This is a genomic window from Flavobacterium chungangensis (genome assembly GCF_042654045.1).
In the GTDB taxonomy this organism is placed as follows: Bacteria; Bacteroidota; Bacteroidia; order Flavobacteriales; family Flavobacteriaceae; genus Flavobacterium; species Flavobacterium chungangensis.
The window spans coordinates 62,520-83,411 of the sequence record NZ_JBHSFY010000017.1 but is presented as its reverse complement, the minus strand read 5'-3'; the positions used below and the strand labels follow the sequence as shown (position 1 = coordinate 83,411).

At 33.0% G+C, this 20,892-nt stretch carries 20 protein-coding genes; 13 read left to right on the top strand and 7 right to left on the bottom strand.

The annotated features are described in order from the left end of the window. Positions 1 to 7 precede the first annotated feature (7 nt). Positions 8 to 3,106, bottom strand: coding sequence for an efflux RND transporter permease subunit (locus tag ACFO3N_RS21920; RefSeq protein ID WP_379800993.1), 3,099 nt, complete (start codon positions 3,104 to 3,106; stop codon positions 8 to 10). A 90-nt stretch (positions 3,107 to 3,196) separates the two neighbouring features. Beyond that, positions 3,197 to 4,255 (bottom strand): efflux RND transporter periplasmic adaptor subunit, encoded by a 1,059-nt coding sequence (locus tag ACFO3N_RS21915; protein ID WP_379800991.1) that lies wholly within the window; start codon positions 4,253 to 4,255, stop codon positions 3,197 to 3,199. 478 nt (positions 4,256 to 4,733) lie between these two features. Between ACFO3N_RS21915 and ACFO3N_RS21910 the strand changes: the two genes are divergently transcribed. From ACFO3N_RS21910 to ACFO3N_RS21895, 4 genes are all read left to right on the top strand, one after another. Continuing rightward, on the top strand, positions 4,734 to 5,333 hold the full coding sequence (locus ACFO3N_RS21910; RefSeq protein WP_320493604.1) for a peroxiredoxin family protein: 600 nt from the start codon (positions 4,734 to 4,736) through the stop codon (positions 5,331 to 5,333). 28 nt (positions 5,334 to 5,361) lie between these two features. Further along, a complete protein-coding gene (locus tag ACFO3N_RS21905; RefSeq protein ID WP_379800990.1) occupies positions 5,362 to 6,216 on the top strand; it encodes a histidine kinase in 855 nt (284 codons plus the stop codon). A gap of 67 nt (positions 6,217 to 6,283) precedes the next feature. Continuing rightward, the gene (locus ACFO3N_RS21900; RefSeq protein ID WP_095929243.1) at positions 6,284 to 6,628 is read left to right on the top strand and encodes a hypothetical protein; all 345 of its coding nucleotides are present in this window, start codon (positions 6,284 to 6,286) and stop codon (positions 6,626 to 6,628) included. A gap of 57 nt (positions 6,629 to 6,685) precedes the next feature. Next, positions 6,686 to 7,288 (top strand): PAS domain-containing protein, encoded by a 603-nt coding sequence (locus ACFO3N_RS21895; RefSeq protein ID WP_379800989.1) that lies wholly within the window; start codon positions 6,686 to 6,688, stop codon positions 7,286 to 7,288. Between the two features lie 316 nt (positions 7,289 to 7,604). On the opposite strand, the gene recG is transcribed toward ACFO3N_RS21895, so the two are convergent. After that, on the bottom strand, positions 7,605 to 9,713 hold the full coding sequence (recG, locus tag ACFO3N_RS21890; protein ID WP_379800988.1) for an ATP-dependent DNA helicase RecG: 2,109 nt from the start codon (positions 9,711 to 9,713) through the stop codon (positions 7,605 to 7,607). Positions 9,714 to 9,954: 241 nt separating this feature from the next. Here recG and ACFO3N_RS21885 point away from each other — a divergent pair, with 241 nt between their 5' ends. From ACFO3N_RS21885 to ACFO3N_RS21870, 4 genes are all read left to right on the top strand, one after another. Further along, positions 9,955 to 10,380: a hypothetical protein gene (locus tag ACFO3N_RS21885; protein ID WP_379800987.1), complete on the top strand. Its 426-nt coding sequence runs from the start codon at positions 9,955 to 9,957 to the stop codon at positions 10,378 to 10,380. A gap of 130 nt (positions 10,381 to 10,510) precedes the next feature. After that, positions 10,511 to 12,286: a hypothetical protein gene (locus ACFO3N_RS21880; RefSeq protein ID WP_379800986.1), complete on the top strand. Its 1,776-nt coding sequence runs from the start codon at positions 10,511 to 10,513 to the stop codon at positions 12,284 to 12,286. Between the two features lie 29 nt (positions 12,287 to 12,315). Beyond that, positions 12,316 to 12,855 carry a DUF1697 domain-containing protein gene (locus ACFO3N_RS21875; RefSeq protein ID WP_379800985.1) on the top strand — a complete coding sequence of 180 codons (540 nt, stop codon included), beginning with the start codon at positions 12,316 to 12,318 and terminating at the stop codon, positions 12,853 to 12,855. After that, positions 12,855 to 13,256 (top strand): DUF4348 domain-containing protein, encoded by a 402-nt coding sequence (locus ACFO3N_RS21870; RefSeq protein WP_379800984.1) that lies wholly within the window; start codon positions 12,855 to 12,857, stop codon positions 13,254 to 13,256. The genes ACFO3N_RS21875 and ACFO3N_RS21870 overlap by 1 nt, the downstream gene beginning before the upstream one ends. Before the next feature lie 2 nt (positions 13,257 to 13,258). Here ACFO3N_RS21870 and ACFO3N_RS21865 read toward each other — a convergent pair whose 3' ends face one another. Genes ACFO3N_RS21865 through ACFO3N_RS21855 form a run of 3 tightly spaced genes read right to left on the bottom strand, consistent with a single transcriptional unit; the run spans position 13,259 to position 14,882 of the window. Continuing rightward, the gene (locus ACFO3N_RS21865) at positions 13,259 to 13,762 is read right to left on the bottom strand and encodes a hypothetical protein (protein ID WP_379800983.1); all 504 of its coding nucleotides are present in this window, start codon (positions 13,760 to 13,762) and stop codon (positions 13,259 to 13,261) included. Position 13,763: 1 nt separating this feature from the next. Beyond that, positions 13,764 to 14,144: a hypothetical protein gene (locus tag ACFO3N_RS21860; protein ID WP_379800982.1), complete on the bottom strand. Its 381-nt coding sequence runs from the start codon at positions 14,142 to 14,144 to the stop codon at positions 13,764 to 13,766. Then, the gene (locus tag ACFO3N_RS21855) at positions 14,145 to 14,882 is read right to left on the bottom strand and encodes a Dph6-related ATP pyrophosphatase (protein WP_379801023.1); all 738 of its coding nucleotides are present in this window, start codon (positions 14,880 to 14,882) and stop codon (positions 14,145 to 14,147) included. Between the two features lie 91 nt (positions 14,883 to 14,973). Here ACFO3N_RS21855 and ACFO3N_RS21850 point away from each other — a divergent pair, with 91 nt between their 5' ends. The 3 genes from ACFO3N_RS21850 to ACFO3N_RS21840 all read left to right on the top strand — a co-directional run bounded on the left by ACFO3N_RS21850 (position 14,974) and on the right by ACFO3N_RS21840 (position 19,061). Then, on the top strand, positions 14,974 to 15,936 hold the full coding sequence (locus tag ACFO3N_RS21850; protein WP_379800981.1) for a hypothetical protein: 963 nt from the start codon (positions 14,974 to 14,976) through the stop codon (positions 15,934 to 15,936). Between the two features lie 8 nt (positions 15,937 to 15,944). After that, positions 15,945 to 18,008, top strand: a complete 2,064-nt coding sequence (locus tag ACFO3N_RS21845) for a M1 family metallopeptidase (protein WP_379800980.1) — start codon at positions 15,945 to 15,947, stop codon at positions 18,006 to 18,008. Positions 18,009 to 18,152: 144 nt separating this feature from the next. Then, entirely contained in the window at positions 18,153 to 19,061 is a 909-nt protein-coding gene (locus tag ACFO3N_RS21840; protein ID WP_379800979.1) for a patatin-like phospholipase family protein, read from the top strand. Between the two features lie 77 nt (positions 19,062 to 19,138). Here ACFO3N_RS21840 and ACFO3N_RS21835 read toward each other — a convergent pair whose 3' ends face one another. Continuing rightward, positions 19,139 to 19,663, bottom strand: coding sequence for a DUF7935 family protein (locus ACFO3N_RS21835; protein WP_379800978.1), 525 nt, complete (start codon positions 19,661 to 19,663; stop codon positions 19,139 to 19,141). Positions 19,664 to 19,787: 124 nt separating this feature from the next. Between ACFO3N_RS21835 and ACFO3N_RS21830 the strand changes: the two genes are divergently transcribed. Continuing rightward, positions 19,788 to 20,555, top strand: a complete 768-nt coding sequence (locus ACFO3N_RS21830; RefSeq protein WP_379800977.1) for a sulfite exporter TauE/SafE family protein — start codon at positions 19,788 to 19,790, stop codon at positions 20,553 to 20,555. A 147-nt stretch (positions 20,556 to 20,702) separates the two neighbouring features. Then, entirely contained in the window at positions 20,703 to 20,861 is a 159-nt protein-coding gene (locus ACFO3N_RS21825) for a hypothetical protein (RefSeq protein WP_250836072.1), read from the top strand. Positions 20,862 to 20,892 lie beyond the last annotated feature (31 nt).

The window sequence follows — 20,892 nt, the reverse complement described above, 5'->3', positions numbered from 1 at the left end:
CTGGTTTTTATTTAATGCTTTCTCTTTCGTATTCGTCAATATGATCAAATTCTGGATAATGCTTTCTTGCTCTTGACCACATAAAATAAATGGCAGGAATTACAAAAAGCGTTAAAGCCAATGAGAAAATAGTTCCTCCCACAATTACAACTCCCATACCAATTCTACTCGTAGACGCAGCTCCAAGAGACATTGCAATAGGAAGTGCTCCCAATGCAATAGCCAAACTCGTCATTAAAATTGGACGTAAACGTGCTTCTGAAGCTTCTAAAATAGCTTCTAATTTAGGTTTGCCTTGTTCTCGCAACTGATTGGCAAATTCTACGATCAAAATACCGTTTTTGGTTACCAGACCAATCAGCATTACAGTACCAATCTGACTGAAAATGTTCCATGTTTGATTGAAGAGCCATAACGAGAATAAAGCTCCTGCAACCGCCATTGGAACCGTCAAAATGATAATGAATGGATCAATGAAACTTTCAAATTGTGCCGCAAGAATCAAGAAGATTAACAATAAAGCCAATCCGAAAGCGAAAGAAGTATTAGAGCTACTTTCTACGAAATCTCGTGATTCTCCAGCTAAATCTGTAGTGAAGCTTTCATCTAAAACTTTTGCTTTAATACGATCCATTTCTTCAATTCCGTCTCCCATACTTTTTCCTGGCGCTAATCCAGCAGAAACTGTTGCAGACATGTATCTATTATTATGATACAATTGCGGCGGATTACTTTGTTCGTATACGTTTACAACGTTATCCATCTGAATCAATTCGCCATTTTTGTTTTTCACAAACATAGAAGTCAAATCCAAAGGTTTCGATCTGTCTTTTTGGTCAAATTGTCCAATTACTTGATATTGTTTTCCGTTTTTAATAAAATAGCCAAAACGCTGTCCGCTTAAAGAAAGCTGTAAAGTCTGTGCAATATCAAGAATAGAAATTCCTAAACTTTCTGCTTTTGCACGGTCAATGGTAACGTTGATTTCAGGCTTGTTAAATTTTAAGTTTACATCTGTTGTCGAAAACACATCACTTTTACCTACTTCATTCATAAAAACAGGGATTTTTTCTCTCAACTTATCAAAGTTTGGAGCCTGAATAATATATTGTATTGGTAAACCGCCACGTCTGTTAACGGCAATTGTAGGCTGTTGAATTACTGCTATTTTAGCATCAGGATATCTTTTTGTCCATTTGCTTAATTTGTCTGCAATTTCTTTTTGAGATCTGGTTCTTTCGTCTGGTTCTTTTAATGACAGTCTCACAAAACCTGAGTTCGTTGCAGAACCTCCAGATCCTCCAGCAGTAATTACTAAACTAACTTTTTTTTCTGGGATTGAATCGTCAACAAGTTTTGAAATTTCTTGCATAAAACGATAAGTATAATCGTAAGAAGAGCCTTCTGGCGTGGTCATACGCATGGTAACAGAACTTCTGTCATCATAAGGTGCTGTTTCTTTTGGAAGAATCGTAAAGAATAAATATATAATTCCAAAACAAGTAATTAAAATAGGAAAGCTGATCCATTTTTTGTCCATGAATTTTGTCAGTGATTCAGCATAACTGCTGTTCATTTTTTCAAAAAAGGGCTCAGTTTTAATATAGAATTTTGATTTCTTCTGTTCGCCGCCTTTCATTAAATAGGCATTTAACATTGGTGTTAAAGTCAAGGAGACAAAGGCTGAAATCAATACTGCAGCTCCAATTACAACTCCAAATTCTCTAAAGAGTCGGCCAACAAAACCTTCTAAGAAAATTACTGGCAAAAATACCGCTGCTAAAGTGACAGAAATGGATATAACAGCGTAAAAGATTTCATTAGAACCTTTAATAGCTGCTTCGATAGGAGACATTCCTTCTTCGACCTTTTTGAAAATATTTTCAGTTACAACAATTCCGTCATCCACAACAAGTCCTGTTGCAAGCACAATAGCAAGAAGTGTTAATACATTTATTGAGAAACCAAAAAGCCACATAATGAAGAATGTAGCAATTAACGATACAGGAATGTCAATTAATGGCCTGAAAGCAATTGCCCAGTCTCTAAAAAATAAATAAATAATAATAATTACCAGAACGATTGATATTCCTAAAGTTTCGGCAACCTCCAATACAGATTTCTTTACAAATTGCGTGTTATCAAGCGCAATATTAAGTTTAATGTCTTTAGGTAAATCTTTTTTTAAGGCTTCAAATTTTTTGTAAAATTCAGCTGAAATATCCAGATAATTGGCTCCTGGCATTGGAACAATAGCCATTCCAATCATTGGAAGCCCAGAAGACATCAAGGAAGTCTCTATATTCTCTGGACCTAATTCGGCACCGCCTACATCACTAAGCCTTACGATTTTATCGCCATCTGTGCGAATGATAATATTGTTGAATTCTTCTGGTTTAGAAAGATTTCCAACTGTTTTTACGGTTAATTCAGTATTGTTTCCTGTTAATTTACCAGATGGCAGTTCGACGTTCTGAGCATTTAATGCGTTTCTCACATCGGCAACTGTACACTTATAAGCATTTAGTTTTACAGGATCTATCCATAAACGCATTGCATAGCGTTTTTGCCCCCAAATTTGCACGCCACTTACGCCTGGAATAGTTTCCAAACGCTGAGAAATAACATTTTCGGCATAATCGCTTAATTCTAAAGAGCTTCTGCTGTCACTTTGAACCGTCATCGAAATAATAGATTCGCTATCTGCATCGGCTTTAGAAACAACTGGAGGGGCATCTATATCTTGTGGAAGATTTCTAATGGCTTGCGATACCTTGTCTCGAACATCATTAGCCGCTTCCTCTAAATCTTTATCTAAATTAAACTCGATTGTAATGGTACTGCTTCCTTGGTTGCTGGATGAAGTAATATTTCGAATTCCATCAATCGCATTTACGGCTTTTTCAAGAGGTTCTGTAATTTGCGATTCAATAATATCAGAATTGGCACCAGTGTAATTGGTACGAATGGAAACCTGCGCAGGATCAATAGATGGAAACTCTCTGACACCTAGAAACGTATAACCAATAAAACCGAATAGTATAATTAACAGATTCAGTACTATTGTTAAGACAGGTCTTTTTATACTTGTAGTTGATAAACTCATGTTTGATTTTAGATTGTAGAGTTCGGATTTTAGATTTTTGATTAGTAAGATTTAGCTTTTAACTCATAACCCAAAACTCATAACTCATAATTATTTTACTTTAACTTTGATAGGAGCTTCGTTTTTTAATGACATAACACCGCTTGTAATTAAAGTGTCTCCAGGTTTTAATCCTGATAAAATTAAAATTGAAGAATCTGTTCTTGTTGTCGCATCAACCATTACTTCTTTTGCTTGCCCGTTGTTGGCAACAAATACTTTTTTACCGTCTTGAATTGGAATAATTGCTTGAGAAGGAACAACTATCGCGTCTTTGATAATATTTAAAGGCAATTTGATGTCTGCAAAAGTCCCAGGAAAAAGTTTTCCGTCATTATTATCAGCAAGCGCACGAATCTGAAGTGTACGTGTAGCAACAGCAACTTCTGGTTCGATAGCATAGATTTTTGCATTATACGTTTTGTCAGATCCAGAAACTCTAAAATCGATTACAGATCCAGATTTTACTTCGGCAGCATATTTTTCTGGAATAGAAAAAGTGATTTTTAGCTTACTTGTGTTGACTAATTTTGCCACTAAAACAGTTGGTGTAATGTATGTTCCTGGAGAAATATTACGTAAACCAATTTTTCCTGAAAAAGGTGCTCTAACAGAAGTTTTAGAAATTTGCGCTCTAATTAATTGGCTTTGCGCTTGAGCAGAAGCAAGATCTGCTTTTGCGACATCTGCTTCTTCTTGACTGATGGCTTCTTTTTGCAGTAATAATTTTGCTCTTCTTGCGTTCTCAGCAGCCAAATCTTCTCTAGTTAGAGCTTGTCTTAGCTGTGCTTTTAATTCGATATCATTTACTTTAAGAAGCACTTGTCCTTTTGTTACATTGCTGCCTTCGTTAAAAAATATTCCTTCAACAATTCCTGAAACCTCACTATGAATTTCTACTTGTTCGTTTGCTTCAATAGATCCTGATAATGCTAAATTATTGTCAAAAGTAGCCGTCTTTATTACAATTCCATTAACAGTTGTTGGAGCTTTTTTATCATTGAAATTTTTAGATTCATCGTTTTTGCCCTTGTTCGAAATAATTCTGTAGGTGATAAAGCCACCAATTGCAACAATTAAAAGGGTGTAAATGAGATGTTTTAGTTTCATAAAAATGAGGTGAGTATAGAATTTAGTTTTTTGTTTTTAGTAAGCTTACAAATTTAACTTTTTGGTGCGAAATCGAAAGCTGTTAGCGTTTATTTAACATTTGTAGGTACAAAGGTTTGCATTTAGACTACAGGCAGGCAAAAAGGTTTAATTTAAGTGTAATTTTTTTTGAAGAAAGTAGAGATGCTGAGGGTAAAATTACGTTCTAAGACTTAGATAAGCGCTTATCGTTTCTAGTATAGAAGATTTTTTTTTGCAATTTGTCTGATTTTTTTTGCACTTTATCGATTTTATTTGTAACATTGATATGTTAAACAAAATGAAAGATTTTAACATGAATGCTAACGGTTGTGTTTGATTTTTGTGTTAAAATACGTATGTAGAAGTTGTTTTTTTTGGTTTTTGATTATATATAATGAATAATTATATTAACAAGTGTTTATTGTTTGTTGTTGAATGATATTAAAAAAAATAATTTATGAAGAAAAAATTACTTCTAAGCTTATGGTTTACATTTTTGCTTCTTTCAATTGGTTATCTGTTTTGGCAGAATGAGTTCCAATACAGTCTTCCAACACCTATTCCTAAAAATTATCATGCGATTGCAATGGGTTCAAAAATTGAACTTGGTCCGTGCTGTGCATTTGACAACAAACCCATATTTATCCATTTTTATAATCCCGAATGTCCCTGTTCGCGGTTTAATGTCCCGCATGTTAGCGACTTAATTAAAAAATACGGAGATCAGGTCAATTTTAAAATTGTGGTGTTAAACAAACAGAAGAGTTTTACGATTGATGAAATTCAGGAAAAGTTTGGTGCTGAGATTCCTGTATATTTTGATGAAGCAATAGCCAAAAAATGTGGTGTTTTCTCTACTCCGCAGGCAGTTTTACTAGATCAGTCACATAATTTATATTATAGAGGGAATTACAATAAAACCAGATATTGTACAGACACCAAAAGCAATTATGCTCAAATGGCGATTGATTCTCTTCTTAACCAAAAAGAGAAACCTTCTTTTAATGCTTTAGCTCTTAAGGCATACGGATGTTCGTTACCAAAATGTACTAAATAACTTTTTCCAAAAACCTAAATCTAAACCTATGAAAACAAAAGCTAGCTTAAACGAACAAGATTATCTGCACAGTTTTATGTCTACAATGACACAAAAATCAGATACAATTATTAATTATGTACTTGCAGTATATTTTCTTCTGGGTATTGGACTTTCTTTTAAATACGATACTTTTGAAATTGGCGTTGGCGTCGGTACATTGAATCTTTTGCTTTATTATTCGGCAAAATTTTTCATGAAAAATTCCAAATTTTACCAATACGTTTTATCTGTCGTTCTGGCTATTTTTATGGCGCAGTACATTTATCAAATGCATGGAATGTTCGAAATGCATTTTACCGTATTCATTGCCAGTACCATTTTGATTATTTATCAGAATTGGAAGCTTCAAATTCCGCTAACTTTATTGGTTGTTCTCCATCATGCTGGATTGGCGTACCTGCAAAACTATATTTATAATGATGCCAACGGCCTTCAGGTGTATTTTTCGCAAGTAAATTTTGATGTCGAAACATTAATTATTCATACCGTTTTGGCCGCAGTGGTTTTCTTTATGAACGGCTATTGGGCATATTATTTTAAGGAACATAGCGAAAATCATATCTCTAAAATTTCAGACGAGTATGAGTTGGAAAACATGAAATTGGCTTCAGCAAAATACAGCTCAATGTCAGCTACAAAAGATTATAATGATTTTATTCATAGAACGACTTTAGATTTAAAACTACCAGTAAATTCAGTTTTAAAATTAATTGATGTTTCAAAGGGACATACAGATAATGACAAGCTGCTTAGTTATCTTGAAATGATGAGAGAAAGTGCCAAAAAAATTGATGATTTAGTCAATGATATTCATGTAAAATCAACAACCAATAGAAACTAGTTTTTTAAAACTAGAATTATAATCAAGTCCCAAAGAAAACAATATTAATATTTTTTAAACCTGTTGTATGTTTAAGCATGATTTACCCACTGCAGTGCCTACGCTGCATAGTCTTAAAAGAATAATTGAAGATTTTTTGAATGAAAGCATAACATTAGATTCGATTGAAAAAATGGGGATTCAATCTGATTTTGAAATAGAGGTAAAGGAGATTTTTAAAAATTACCGAACGAGTTCGCATGTTTACGATCTTGATTTTCAATATAAAAAGCTAATTCAGATTATGAATGATATTAGACAGCTTAATCTTGCTGTTAATAATGAAATTCCAGAATGGCTTGAAAATGAATTGGAAACAGTTTTTCGTAAAATCAGAAACATTCTACTTGTCTTAGAAATCGAGTCGAATTAAGGTTTATGGATTCATTTTATGCGAATTGAATTGTAAATTAATTTAAATGTAAGAGTTATGGATACCAGATTACACCGTCCAACAGCTTCGGATAGAGAAGTGGACTGGAATAAGAATAAAGTGTTGCTTAGTAAAACAGATAAAAAAGGAACCATTTTATATGCCAATGAAGACTTTATAGATGTTTCTGGTTATGATGAATTTGAACTTGTTGGCCAGCCTCATAATATTGTACGTCATCCCGATATGCCAAAAGTAATTTTTAAATTCTTGTGGGATAGTATAAAATCTAGTGAAAACATTCATGTCATTATAAAAAACATGGCAAAAACCGGTCGTTATTACTGGGTTGTAACCGATTTTAAAATTGTGGCAGATACAGATGGTGAAATTGTAGGCTTCTTCTGCACTCGAAAATCGGTTCCAAACGATATTATTGTAAAATTTATTGAACCCTTGTATAAGAAACTTTTACAAATTGAGGAAACTAGCGGTATGCATGCTTCTGAAGAATATCTTGTAGGTTTTCTAGAAGAGAGGAAGAAAACGTACATGGAATATATCGATCACATGATTGCAACCGGAAAGGATGATAAAAATAAAATCAGCAAAGGTTTGTTTAGCGGTCTTTTTGAAAAGAAAAATGAAGCAAAAAAATAAATACTAACTATATACTTCATTGTGTCCGATAAAAATATTCACCCCTTAAATTTGTCCCCCAGCAAAACTAAATCACATGAATGAAAATAAAGGACGCAATGGAGTTTTTTTTTAAAGTTGCAAAGATACTAAGATGCTGAGATACTAAGTTTCTAAGCTACTAAGACGCTAAGTTTTGAAGTCCAAAGATTTTAAGTTTAAAATCTTTGGACTTTTTTAATGTTGAATATAAGGGCTAGAGTATAAACCTTTATAAATTAGTATCTTAGAATCTCAGCATCTCAGATTCTTAGAATCTTAGCAACTTAGAAGCTTTCTAACTTATATAATTCCAAATATTCTTTTTCTTGGTTAATTCTATAAAGATGTTTCTTAAAACAGCGTGTTCTGGTTTTTGAAGAGCAGAATCTTCTTTTAAGATTTTCATAGCATAATTTCTTGCCAGAGATAAAATATCTCTATCTTTTACAATATCAGCAATTTGAAGGTTTAAAACGCCACTTTGTTGTGTTCCCATTAAATCTCCAGGACCACGAAGTTTTAAGTCAACTTCGGCAATTTCAAAACCATCGTTGGTTTGCACCATGGTTTCCATTCTAGTTTTGCTGTCAGAGCTTAATTTATGTCCCGTCATTAAGATGCAATAACTCTGTTCGGCACCACGCCCAACACGCCCGCGGAGCTGATGCAATTGCGAAAGCCCAAATCGTTCTGCGCTTTCTATGATCATTACACTCGCATTTGGCACGTTTACACCAACCTCAATTACAGTTGTTGCCACCATGATATTGGTTTTTCCTTCAGAGAAACGCTTCATTTCAGAATCTTTATCAGCTGGCTTCATTTTTCCGTGAAGAATAGAAATAGAATATTGCGGAAGCGGAAAATCGCGAGAAATACTTTCATAACCGTCCATTAAATCCTTATAATCCATTTTTTCAGACTCCTGAATAAGCGGGTAAACAATGTAGATTTGTCTTCCTTTTGCAATTTCATCACGAAGAAATTTCCAAACTTTCAAACGATTTGTATCATAACGATGTACAGTCTGAATTGGTTTTCTTCCAGGAGGTAATTCATCAATAACCGAAATATCCAAATCGCCATATAAACTCATGGCCAGCGTTCTCGGAATAGGAGTAGCTGTCATGACTAAAACGTGTGGCGGAATATCGTTTTTCTTCCATAATTTAGATCTTTGCTCTACACCAAAACGATGCTGCTCATCAATTACGGCTAAGCCTAAATTCTGAAATTGCACTTTATCTTCCAATAAAGCATGAGTTCCAATTAGAATTTTAAGTTCTCCACTTTCTAGTTCTTCATGAATAATTTTTCTTTCAGCAGTTTTAGTAGAACCTGTTAAAATTCGAATATTGATATTTAGGGTTTTAGCAAATTCAGATAAACCCAAAAAATGCTGATTGGCCAAGATTTCTGTTGGAGCCATCAAACAAGCCTGAAAACCGTTATCAATTGCCAAAAGCATACTCATAAAAGCCACAATCGTTTTTCCAGAACCCACGTCACCTTGAAGCAAACGATTCATTTGAGCATTACTGCCCATATCTGTCCTAATTTCTTTGATAACTCTTTTTTGAGCATTCGTTAAATTAAAAGGCAAATGATTTTTATAAAATTCATTAAAAAGTTCTCCCACTTTGTCAAATGGATGTCCTTTTATTTTATGTTTTCGAATGAGATTCTTTGTAATTAATTGCAGCTGAATAAAGAACAATTCTTCAAATTTTAGTCGGAATTGCGCTTTCGCTAAAATTTCAGCACTCTTTGGGAAATGAATGTTGAATAATGCAGCGCGTTTCGGAATCAGTTTTAATTCTTCAATTAAAAACGGCGGAAAAGTTTCTGTAAACAACGCCTGTGTTTCCAAGAAAAGCTGTTCCATCAATTTATTAATGGTACGGTTCGAAATTCCTTTATTAGCCAAAGCTTCTGTTGAAGGATAAACGGGCTGCATAGCCGAACGTAAACTTCTTTCGTGTTCGCTTAATAATTCAATTTCGGGATGTGCCATACTAAACTGGCTTCCATACAATGAACATTTTCCAAAAATAACCAAAGGTTCGTTAATTTTTAAGCTTTCGCGAATCCATTTATGACCTTGAAACCAATTTAAGTCAATTTGTCCCGTATCATCAACAAAACTTGCCACAAGACGTTTTTTGTTTTTGGCAAATTCAACGGTTTTAATGTTGATTATTTTGCCAATAATCTGAACTTCAGAACCCGTATTCTGCAATTCGTTAATCTTGTAATAACGTGTTCTGTCAATATATCGATTCGGAAAAAGATTGACTAAATCTCCATATTTATGAATGCCCAATTCCTTACGAAGCAGCTGGCCACGGCTCGGACCAACACCTTTTAAGTATTCAATTGGAGTTTCTAGAAGATTATTAGACATTCGAAGATTAGATTTTGTAGAGCCAAGAAGAAAGAAAAAAGATAAAGCTCTTGTCTTTTTTCTTTCTTCTATTTTCTTTTCTCTTTAAAAAGCGAAGATAGATTTTAATTGGGAATTTTAAAAATGATTTGTTGTTTTCAAGTGTTTGAATATTAACTTATCGTTAAGTTGCAATGTTTAGACGCAACTGTTTTAAGAAAGTAAAATCTTAATAATAATTAACTCATTAAAAACTATAAAAATGAAAAAAATTGGACTTTTGATTGCAATGTTTGTTTCTTTAATTTCTTGTTCTAACGACGATTTAAGCGACAAGGCAGATACAGCCGTTACAGATTATTACGGGAAGTGGATACAATATACCGAGGCTAAGTTTTCAAACGACCCTTCTTCAAAACAGTATTCTTATGAATTTAATAAAGACAATACATTTTCAAAAAGGAGAGTTTATGAAAATATTGATGTAACACTTACAGGAACTTTTGAGATTATAAGCAAAGAAAATCTAACTCGTTTTGTATTAACTTATAAAGAGAAAAAGGAGAATTCATTCATTTCAAACTGTACAGGCAGTTTGATAGAAAGTTTTACTCTGGACAAGTCAGGACATTTGCTAGATGATGCTCGCGCATGTGACGGCAGTTTTGTATTTAAGAAAGCAAATTAAAATTGAAATAAGTAAAAGCTGTAAAACTCTGTTGGGAAACTAACAGAGTTTTTTATTTTTATCGTCAGTATAATTTTAATAAAAAAGATTATTAGATTTGTTAAAACATTTAAATTATAAGCCTCAAATTATGATTAAAGAAGAAAAAGTTCCTTTTGAAACTATGGTGTTTTCTGGTATTACATTCAAGGTAATTAACCGACACGAAGCCCACAATATTATTGGAGATCTTACCGATTTCAAGAATCAGAAAATTTATAATGTTTTTGAAGATACTTGGCGTTTTCCTGATTACGAAGAAAATCCGATATTTCTATTAGCAGAAGATGATGTAGAAATGGACTTGTTTGAGATGGATTTTAGTACCGAAGAATATCCGGATATTTTTATTTTAGGGTTTATTTTCAAGGGAAATCTAACAGTTGCAAAGCTCATCAGTTCTTATGATACGGATAATTCTCCGGCTTTAATTGTTTTAGGAAAGACAACAACAGTCAATATCAATTTGTTTGGAAGCGTTCATTATTTGGGCGGAGGCTTACAGTGCGATACGCTTGCAGGAGAATATAATCACGGAGAACTTTTTGTAAAAGGTGATCTTATAGCTTGGCTGGTTTATACAGATGATATGCTCTTTCATTTTGAACGTTTTACAGATGTTCAGGCGATCATAAGTTCGGGCAGACCCGACGTTTTAATTTGCAGCAATGTGCAAGACACTGACGGATCTATTATAACTGTCGAGAATTATCTGCCTTCAACACACAAACTGTCGGATATTGTAGACGATGCTTTTGTAGAGCTTTCAAGTTATGGCAACGAAATATTGGGCAATAACTATTTAGATATTTTTAAAGAAGGACTTTCAATCTTAGATTACGATAAAAAAGAGCAGTATTCGTATGCAGATTTCCGTAATCAGTTTATCAATATGGTGGAAGTTTTGTCTGAAAATGAAGAATTGAAAGAAAACGGAAAAATTGTTAGACATATTTCTGGAACCACTTATTTGTTTATTCCTTTTGATTATGAAGGAAAAAAATACAGCCAGATTTCTGAAGAAATTTCAAATGGTTTTAATATCCGAATGCGCGCTTTGTGGTGTCATGAAGATGAAGAAATTATGATTATTCTGGAATATCTTGATGAAAACGGAGATCCAAAATACCAATGGATGAATGACGAAAATGCTCCCGGAATTGAGTTTTTCTGCGTAAAAAATGCTGTCATGAAAACATTTGAAATGTTGATGGCTCCAGAATCTGAAGAAGAAGATGACGAAGATAATGAAACAGAATATTCAGAGTACGATGGCAGTTTTTCATTAGAAGAATTTGCAGTTCAATTTGGCAGCTATAAATTACCTGAAGATTTAGTGAAATTATATGAATTCGAGCAAGAACATGGAGTAGAATCTTATTCGGAATGTTTTGGACTTACTATAACTGAAGAGAAAACAGGAATAAAAACATGGTCTGAAGAAGAAGAGTTTTACAATAGCTTTATCGAATTTGCAGGCGCAAACGGATCTGGAAGTTCATATGCGTATTGGCTTATTGACAAAGATTTGAATAATTGCCCGATTGTTGTTTTTGGTGACGAAGGTGGAGTTCACGTTGTGGCAGAAAGCACTCGTAAACTAATTCAGTTGCTGACATTAGACACTGAAATTTCTGTAGACTTTGATTCTGCTTATTTTTATAAAGATGAAGAATACTATGAAGAAAGCGAGAATAAAGAAGAGTTTCAAGAATGGGTTAAAGAACAGTTTGGTTTTGATGCAATAGAATCTAATGAAGAAGCAGACGAAATTGTAGCACAAGCGAAAAGAAAGTACAAGCAGAAGTTCAATGATTTCTTAGTGAAATTTGATATTGAAATCAGTGAAGAAGATGATGACGAATAGTTTTTTATCTTTGACCTAAATTAGAAAAAATGAAAACACATTTAGCGCTTTTACGCGGAATCAACGTTTCTGGGCATAACATGATGAAAATGGAAGCTTTGAAAGCAATGCTGGAAAATATTGGTTTTAAAAATGTTCGAACGTATCTGCAATCTGGAAATGTCTTTGTAGACAGCGAAGAAGAAGCCTCTAAAGTTGGTTTTATAATCAAACAGGAAATATTTAAAGTTTTTGGACACGAAGTTCCTGTTGTGATGATTACCAAAGAGAACTTAGAATCTTGTTTTGCCAATAATCCGTTTTTAAAAGAGAAAGATATTGATACCAAAAAGCTTTATGTGGCTTTTGTTTCAATGAATTTAAAAAAGGAAAGTATAAACGATTTGAAAATCAGTCAGTTTAAACCAGACGAAGCAAGTATCGATGAAAACAGGATTTTTATTAAATATGCCGTTGGTGCTGGAAAAACACGTTTTGATCAAAAATATATCGAGAAAAAATTAAATGTAACAGCAACAATTCGAAACTGGAATACCGTTACGAACTTGCTTAAAATGTATGAAGAATAATGAAAAAGTACTTTTTTATAGTTTTTGTTTTTGCAATGAGTTTAAATGCTGTAGTTTATGCTCAGAATACCAAAACAGCTCCAGAAGATTTTAATGTCTTTTTTAAGAAATTTAATGAAGATCAGAAATTTCAAATCAGTAGAGTTATTTTTCCTTTAAAATACAAAATGAATAATGATGATTTTGAATTAGCGGATTATACAATGCCAAAAGAAAATTATAAATCCCTTAATTTGAATAGAAAATCGGATGAGAAATATTTAAAGCGCGCCTTGGTGGTAAAGAAAAATAAAGTCACACTTCAAGAACGAGGACTTGATAGCGGAATTTATATTGATTACATCTTTGAACTAAAAGATAACAAATGGTTTTTGAAAACTTGGGTTGACCAATCTACTTAAGATCAATCCCGAATCCATTTTTGCATAGCCGGAAAAGGAGATTTATTTTCTTTTTCGGCTTTTTCATTTCCAAGACACAATCCCATCCATTCCAAAAGAGGCAATCCCATATAATTTTCAGATTCGAAGTTAGAAATAAACCAATCCGAATGACCTTTGTAACCGTTTGGATGAAATACAAAATCAGCAGGAAATTGTAAATGATGCAATGCGGCATACGACCATAAAATAGCGGCAATTTCGTCGCCTTGAGTCGGCCAATCTTTAGAAATTTGTGTCGAACCAACCAATTCTCTTTCTGAAGGAATCGTTACTGCAAGATGCCCAGCCTCATGTAAAATATCGCCAGGATATAATAGTTTATTATAATCGATATAAATGCAATTAGGCCCTAAATCTAAGCCTGGTAAAAAGGTTTCTTCAAGCTCTTTTTCAATAATTTCAATACCAATTTCATTCAAAAAGAGTAGTACTTTTTGCACTTCATCATTTTCTTTTAAAGCCATATTAGTTTGTTTTTAAAATAGTCTTCTTGATGTAAATAGTGTCTGCATTATGAAAAGCTCCTTTTTTCATTCCACCGCCAAAAGGCTGTATAAATTGAATGTTTTGAGATTCGTAACCTTCTTTTTTAATCGCTTCATTTACAGCTAAAGTTGGTGCTTCGAAACCAAAAAATGTAAATTGGCGATAGCGCTTTTCTACTAACGAAAAGTAACCGTTTGCTTGACTTAAAGTCTCTCCAACAATACAATTTCCTATAGGTTGTTTCGTTTCTGCATCGTAAATATAGCCGGTAATTTGAGGCCTTTTGCATCTGTTAACCAAACAACTTTGCAAAGAGAAAGAAATAAGAACTAGAAATATAAATTTATAAAAAAACTTCATTTATTTTTTAATTAAATCACAATACCAAAATCCAAAATCAAAAGCAGTTTCATCATTGGTATCGCAAGCTGTGTTTGACGAATCTTTCTTTTCTGGTTTTTCATATTTTCGATAAACAATTTCGCCAATTTCAAAATCAATTGGTTTAGAAAATATTGGTCCGTCGAAAGTAAAAGTATGAAATTCACCATTTTCACCACAAACATCTACATTTTTAGGCAAGTCATTTATAAAATCCTGATCGATAATTCTGCCAACAAAACTTTTGTCTAAATATTTTTCGTTTACACAAACGACAATTGTTTTGAATCCCAATGCAATAAACTCCTGAATTAAATCTTGAGTTGGAATTTTCCAGATTGGAAAAACACATTTTAAGCCAATTTTGGCCAACTGATTTTCGCGATATTGACGCAAATCTTCCAAAAAAATATCTCCAAAAATAGAATGTGTTATTCCGTTTTCTTTTAATTCGGTTAAGACTTCAGTCATCACTTTTTCATAAACTTCCATAGTTGGCATTTCTGGAACTTCAAGAATTTTTAACGGAATTCCGATGCTTTGGGCTTGTTCCTGCAATAGTTCAACGCGAATTCCGTGCATCGAAATGCGTTGATATTGCTGATTTACACTTGTCAATAAACATTCTATCTGAAAATCAGTATTTTGAAGTGTTTTGTATAAGGCTAGAGCAGAATCTTTACCGCTGCTCCAGTTAAATAAGGCTTTTTGAGGTATAGACACGATTTGCGGTTTTATATGGTAAACTTACAAATTTCATTCTATTTGTAAAGGAAACCTTTTGTAACTTTGGGATTTTACATGCCAAATGACACCATTATTTAAAGAAAAATTCAAAATAGATTCGCACCGACTGCAAAACTGGGATTATTCTAGTGAAGCAGTTTATTTTATAACTATAGTTACAAAAGATAGAAAATGTATTTTTGGCAGTGTCGAAGAAGAAAAAATGATTTTAAATGAAAATGGAAAGATTGTTGAAAATGAGTTATTGAAATCAATAAAGATTCGAAAAAATTGGTTTTTTCATAATTGGGTTATTATGCCAAATCATATTCATTTATTAATCGAAATTCAAAATACAGATGTTTCTATTAATATGGAAAACACCCAGAATATCGTAGAGACGCATAGCAGTGCGCCTATGTCCAGCATATCCACAACGGATATTTCTTTGTTGACATGCGGGCGTGAGACGCACAGCAGTGCGCCTCTACAGAGCCAATCTAATTCCGATTTTCTATCCGAAACGCATATCGTAGAGACGCATCGCAGTGCGTCTCCGTCCAGCATATCCACAACGGATATTTCTTTGTCGACATACGGGCGTGAGACGCACAGCAGTGCGCCTCTACAGAGCCAATCTGATTCCGATTCTCTATCCGAAACGCATATCGTAGAGACGCACTGCAGTGCGTCTACGTCCAGTATATCCACAACAGAAAACAAAATTTCGGACATATCTTTGTCGACATACGGGCGTGAGACGCACAGCAGTGCGCCTCTACAGAGCCAATCTGATTCAAAAAATGGTTTCGATGACAATCAAATTCAAAATCAATTATTATCTAAACTTTCTCGTAAATCAAATTCAATTTCATCATTTGTAGCCATTTTTAAATCAATTACTACTAAACAAATAAGCGGTTCAGAATCAATCTGGCAGGCTAATTATCACGATCATATTGTTAGAAATTATAAGAGGTTTGAAAAGATTTACGATTATATTAAAAACAATCCAAGATCTTGGGAAACAGATTCTTTAAAATAAAATTTTCAATGAAATACATTTTTTTATTATTCACCAGTTTTCTTTTTGCACAGCAAACGAAATACGCCGATTTTAAATCTGTTTCAGGACAATTGTCTTTGAATCCAAAAGAAAAAACAGTTTCAGGTGCTGTCGATTTTCAATTTGAGGTTTTAAAGGATTGTGATACGATTTCGCTTGACGCTAAAAACATGGAATTCTCGAATGTGAAAATCAACGAGAAAGAAATCATTTTCATTAATACAACTAAACAATTAAAATTGGTTTTTCCATTTAAAAAAGGAGAAAATCGGCTAACTTTTAATTATTCAACAAAACCAAAACAAGCCTTGTATTTTGTTGATATGGAAAACGAAGAAGTGCAAATCTGGACACAAGGGCAGGGAAGATACACGAGCAATTGGTTTCCGAGTTTTGACGATGTGAATGAAAAATTGATTTTTAATCTAGGCATTACTTATGATAAAGACTATCAAGTAGTTTCAAACGGAGTTTTAAAAGAAAAAACAGCTAACGGAAATCTAAATCACTGGCAATATCAGATGGAGAAGCCAATGAGTTCGTATTTGCTAATGCTGGCGATTGGAAAATATGATAAAAGAGAATTTAAATCTAAAAGCAGAATACCTTTAGAATATTATTACGAGCCTAAAGATGCAGATCGTTTTGAACCCACTTATCGTTATTCAAAACGCATTTTTGATTTCCTAGAAAAAGAAATTGGCGTAAAATATCCTTGGAAGATTAATAGACAGATCCCTGTTAGAGACTTTTTGTATGCAGGAATGGAAAATACGACTTCAACTCTTTTTGCGACTCGTTATGTAGTAGATTCAACAGGCTTTTGCGATCGAAATTATACCAATGTAGATGCGCATGAATTGGCACATCATTGGTTTGGAGATTTAATTACAGCCGAAAGCAGCACACACCATTGGCTTCAAGAAGGATTTGCGACATACTTTGCCTTGCTTGCTGAAAAAGATATTTATGGAGAAGATTACTTTTATTCTAAGTTATACGATACCGCACAGCAGATAAAATTTGCTTCTCGCACCGATACTATTCCAGTTTTAAATCCAAAAGCAAGTTCGCTGACATTTTACGAAAAAGGAGCTTGGGCGCTATTCGTTTTGCATGAATCTATTGGAGATAAAGCTTTTAAAAAAGCAATCAAAAGTTATTTAAATAAGTACGCTTATCAAACTGTAAACACACAGAATTTTTTCGACGAGATAAAAAAAGTATCTGATTTCGATTTGGATAAATTTCAAAAAACTTGGCTGAAATCAACTGCTTTTGATACGCCAACTGCAAATGCTTTATTAAGTAAAAACAAAGCAATTCAAAAAAGATTAGAAATCGATAAATTAAAAAAAGCGCCTTTAGGAGAGAAAACAGATATCTTGAAAAACGTTTTGGAATCAGATGTTTACCAATCTGTAAAAGAAGCGGTTGTTGATCAGTTGGAAAATGAAAAATACGAAGATAAAAAGTCACTTTTGCTTTTAGCAATGCAAACCAATAATATTAAAGTCCGTCAAAATCTGGCTGGATCTTTAACCAAAATTCCAGGAGATTTTAGAGCAAATTACGAAACACTTTTAGATGATAAATCCTATCAGACACAAGAAATAGCACTTTATTGGCTGTGGAGAAATTTTCCCAATCATAGAATAGAATATTTGGATAAATCTAAAAATTGGATTGGTTTTAATGATTATAATCTTAGGACTTTGTGGCTTTCTCTTGCTTTGTCAACACCAAACTACAGTAATGATCCAGATTCTTTGGTAAATGAGTTGATTGCGTTTTCATCAACAAAATATGAAGCAACAACAAGACAAAATGCTTTAGAAAAACTAATCGCTTTTAAAATTATTAACGATCAGGTTTTGAGTAATTTAGTTGGCGCTACTACACACCATATGTGGCAATTTTCGAAATTTGGAAGAGACACAATTAGACTTCTGTTAAAAAATCCTGAAATGCGTGCTTCATTTAATAGAATTTTACCTAATTTGACACCCGATGAGCAATTCCAATTGAATCGTTTGTTGAAAGAGCTTTAGAGAATAGAGAATAGAGAATAGAGAATAGAGAATAGAGAATAGAGAATAGAAAAATAGATTGAGTAGAAGTCTTTTTTCTTTGTTCTATATTCTATATTCTTTCAGCTTAAATAAAATCCAAAAACAAAACCTACATTACAATTTATGAGAGCATTGGTTATTTCAGGTGGTGGTAGTAAAGGCGCTTTTGCCGGCGGTGTTGCCCAGTATTTAATAGAAGAAAAAAGACATGAATACGATTTGTTTATAGGAACTTCTACCGGAAGTTTATTGATTCCGCATTTAGCTCTCGGACATATCAAAAAAATACATTCTGTATACACTAATGTTACCATGTCAAGCATTTTTAATATTTGTCCGTTTGTGGTAAAAAATAAAGATGGCGTTGACATTGTAACAATTAATCACTTTAATGTACTACGTCAGTTTTTTAAAGGAAAAAGAACTTTTGGAGAAAGTAAAGGGTTGAAAAAGTATATTCAGAATAATTTTTCTCTTTCAGATTTCAATAAACTTAAAAAACTAAAAACCGACGTTATTGTTACGGTAACCAATTTTACTAAAAACGAATCAGAGTATAAATCGGTAAAAGACTGTACTTATGAAGAATTTTGTGAGTGGTCTTGGATATCGAGCAATTATGTTCCTTTTATGAGTTTGGTTGAAAAAAACAACTGTGAATATGGGGATGGCGGATTTTCGAGCTTAGTTCCAATACGTGAAGCAATTAACAGAGGAGCTACAGAAATAGATGTAATTGTGCTTGAAACAGAAGTAAATACAACGAAAACAGTAATAGGTAAAAATCCGTTTTCATTAATGATCGATTTGTTCCGAATTGCTTTAGATCAAGTGGAAAAACATGATATTGCTATAGGAAAACTTATGGCAAACAATAAGAATGTAAAGCTAAATTTATATTACACTCCCATAAAATTAACAGATAATGCCTTGATTTTTAATAAAGAGGTAATGAAAGAATGGTGGGAGCAAGGCTACGAATATGCTCAGAATAAGTCTGAGGTTATGAGCGACAATAAGATATTTATTTAAGATTTAAGATTGTAGATTTAAGAGTTCAGATTTAGAAAAATCAATCTAAAATCTATAATCTACAATCTAAAATATTTTTAGTACCAAAGGTCTGCAACTTCACTTTTAATGAAACTCAAAGCGGCATTACTTGGAGATTGTTTTTCTAATAAATCATTTAAGATTACTTCACGAAGTTTATCAGCATTTTCAACTTTATCGCTCATTGCAGCTTTACGAATAATTTGGATTGTTGCATTTTTTGCAGTTATAATGATTGTCCAACATTCTTCTGACATATAAATCTGTTGTGTTAAATTGTGCTCAAATTCCTGTTCGATTTGGTCAATTACATAATTTTCGTAATCATGTTTGTTTTGAGAAATAGGAGAAATTCTGATTAACAATTTTGTCAAGTTAATACGTTCCAAAAACAAAGTCATACGCTCGTAAGCTTGTAAACGTAAGGGTAATGATTCTTTGTGTGCTTGTTTATTTAATAAAAAAGCACGTTTTCTGTCATTGTTTTTAATATGTAACTCAAAAAAACGATAAGCTACAACTCCTGTAACTAAGGCTGGTAAAGTATAACTCGCAAGTTCTATTATTTTGTTGTAATCCATTTGAATAATTTTTAAGCAAAAATATACTTTTTGATCAAAAATCAACTTTAAATTTATGGTAATAAACAAAAAGGAAGATGTACTTTTGCAACTTGTTTTTTATTGAGACCAAAATATATTTTTAATGGATTCATACTTAATACTTTTTCTTTGTTTGGCGGCGTTTGCTGCAGGATTTATTGATGCAATTGTAGGCGGCGGCGGATTAATCCAAACCCCAATGGGATTAGTTTTATTACCAAATCTTCCTGTTTCGACTGTAGTTGGAACCTTGAAAATTCCAGCATTTAGCGGAACTGCTTTTGCGGCTTTTCAATATTTGAAGAAAGTAGTCATTCAGTGGAAACTTTTAATTATTATGATGTGTTTGGCGGTTCCGTCAGCATTTTTAGGCTCTACAATTTTAACATTGGTCAGCAATGATTTTATGAAACCGCTTTTGTTAGTGGTTTTATCGTTGTTATTTGTATATACTTACGCCAAGAAAAATTTCGGGCAGCATGTTGCTAAAGACCATTCGGCAACAACCCAAATATTTTATGCTGTTGTTATTAGTATAATTGTTGGATTTTACGACGGATTCATTGGGCCAGGAACAGGAAGTTTCTTTGTTGTAGCCTTTATTGCGCTTTTAGGATTCGACTTTCTTCACGCTTCTGCGAATGCTAAAATGGTAAATTTAGCAACCAATTTCGGTTCGATTTGCCTATTTATGATTAAAGGAAAAATCATTTGGGCAATTGCAATTCCAATGGCAATTAGCAATGGACTTGGAGGTTGGCTCGGAGCAAAACTAGCCATTAACAAAGGCAACGGATTTATTAGAATTTTCTTTTTGATTGTGGTTGTAGGTACTTTGATCCGATTTGCTTATGATGTGTTTTTTAAATAAGGATTCTAAGATTCTAAGTTGCTAAGATTCTAAGAATCTGAGATACTGAGTTTTTTTTTTTGAATAGCCGTTGGTTTTAACCAACGGCTATTCAAAACTGTATGGCATAATAATTGGAGGCAATTAAAAATTAGAAAACATAAGAAAATGGATGAAATTATAGAAGATGCCGAAGTTTTTTTTAACGATGTTCCCGATGAAGATTTAAATAAAGAACTTCAAAAAAGTATGGATGATATTAAAGCTGGAAGAGTTATTTCTTTTTCTGATTTTAAAGAAAAATTAAAAAATAAATATAATATCTAATTCCAAGTTTTCTCAAAATATTTAAAGAAAA